This window comes from Kitasatospora sp. NPDC007106 (genome assembly GCF_040634455.1).
In the GTDB taxonomy this organism is placed as follows: Bacteria; Actinomycetota; Actinomycetes; order Streptomycetales; family Streptomycetaceae; genus Kitasatospora; species Kitasatospora arboriphila.
Genome location: NZ_JBEYFP010001182.1, coordinates 1 through 1,508 on the forward strand (window position 1 = coordinate 1; position 1,508 = coordinate 1,508).

The 1,508-nt window shown below is 69.8% G+C and carries 1 protein-coding gene and 1 pseudogene; both read left to right on the forward strand.

All coding sequences use genetic code 11. The features are described 5' to 3' along the window. Window positions 1-291: 291 nt before the first annotated feature. Window positions 292-1,245, forward strand: a complete 954-nt coding sequence (locus ABZ641_RS36950) for an ABC transporter substrate-binding protein (RefSeq protein ID WP_359988949.1) — start codon at window positions 292-294, stop codon at window positions 1,243-1,245. A 1-nt stretch (window position 1,246) separates the two neighbouring features. After that, window positions 1,247-1,508: pseudogene (locus tag ABZ641_RS36955) on the forward strand (amino acid ABC transporter permease); the annotation flags it as partial.

Sequence of the window (1,508 nt, forward strand, 5' to 3'; positions counted from 1 at the left end):
CATGGCCCCGTGCCCGGGCAGGGGAAGGCCGCCGACGGGGGAGCGGCGGCGCGCCGAATCGGCGCTTGGGAACGGAAGATACAGATCCTGTCGGCTTGCCGATAGATGTAACGACTGCCCGGGTGAGAATCCTGGCTGTGCGATGCGGAAACGATGCAGCGTCCGGAGGGCGGTCGGCCGTTACGTATTCGTATCCTGCGTTACATCTGTCAATGGAAGAGCATTGGATGTAACGTCAGGGCTCGCGGCGCGGCTCGACGGGCGCCGCCAAGGTTCCCGAAAGGTAGCGACGTGAATTCCCTCGTCTTCCGCAGACCGGCCCTGCTGGCGGCCATCGCCCTGTGCGGATCCCTCTCCCTGTCCGCCTGCGCCGGCGGAGGCGGCGAACCGTCCGCCGCCGCGGCCGTCCCGGTCACGATCGCGGGCGTCACCGTCACCCCCGACGCCGCCCTCCACGCCTCCCTGCCGGAGGCGATCAAGAAGTCCGGCAAGGTCCGCGTCGCCACCGACATCCCCTACCCCCCGTTCGAGATGTACGTCTCCGAGGGCAGCAAGGAGATGACCGGCCTCGACCTCGACCTCGGCCGGGCCCTCGGCGCGAAGCTCGGCGTCACGTTCGAGTTCCAGGCGCAGAAGTTCGACGGCATCGTCCCCGCCGTCCAGGCCGGCAAGTACGACGCCGCGATCTCCGCCATCACCGACAACAAGGAACGCGAGCAGGTCGTCGACTTCGTCGACTACTCCGCCTCCGGCACCGGCATCATGGTCGCCAAGGGCAACCCCCAGAGGATCGTCACCCTCGACGACCTGTGCGGCCGCTCCGTCGCCGCCCAGACCGGCACCAACCAGCAGAAGCTCCTCGAGAAGCACCAGGACAGGTGTCGCGGGCTCGGCCGGAGCGCGATCCACCTCCAGACCTTCCCCAAGGACTCCGACGCCCAGCTCGCCCTGCGCTCCGGCAAGGTCGTCGCCGACGTCCTCACCAAGCCCGCCGCCGGCTGGGCGGCGAAGACCGCCGACGGAGGCGCCGCCTTCGAGGTCGTCGACGACCCCGCCGCGCTCGGCGGCTACAACGCCTCACCCAACGGCATCGCCATCGCCAAGAACCTGCCGCAGCTCACCGACGCCGTCCGGAAGGCGCTCCAGCAGCTGATCGACGACGGCTCCCTCGCCAAGATCTACGCCCCGTACGGTGCCGCCTCGATCGCCGTCCAGCAGGCCACCAGGAACGGCGCGGTGGACTGACATGACCGCCTCCCACACCTCCGCCCCCATGACCCGGACCGACGGCGCCCCCGTACGCGCCGACGAACTCACCGCCGTCCCCGTACGCCACTGGGGCCGCTGGATAGCCGCCGCCACCGCCCTGCTCTCGCTCGTCGGGCTCGTCGGCTCCCTCGCCAAGAACCCCAACCTGCACTGGGACGTCGTCGGCCACTACCTCTTCGCCGACCTCATCTTCGAGGGCCTCGTCACCACCCTGTGGCTCACCGCCGCAGCCATGGCGG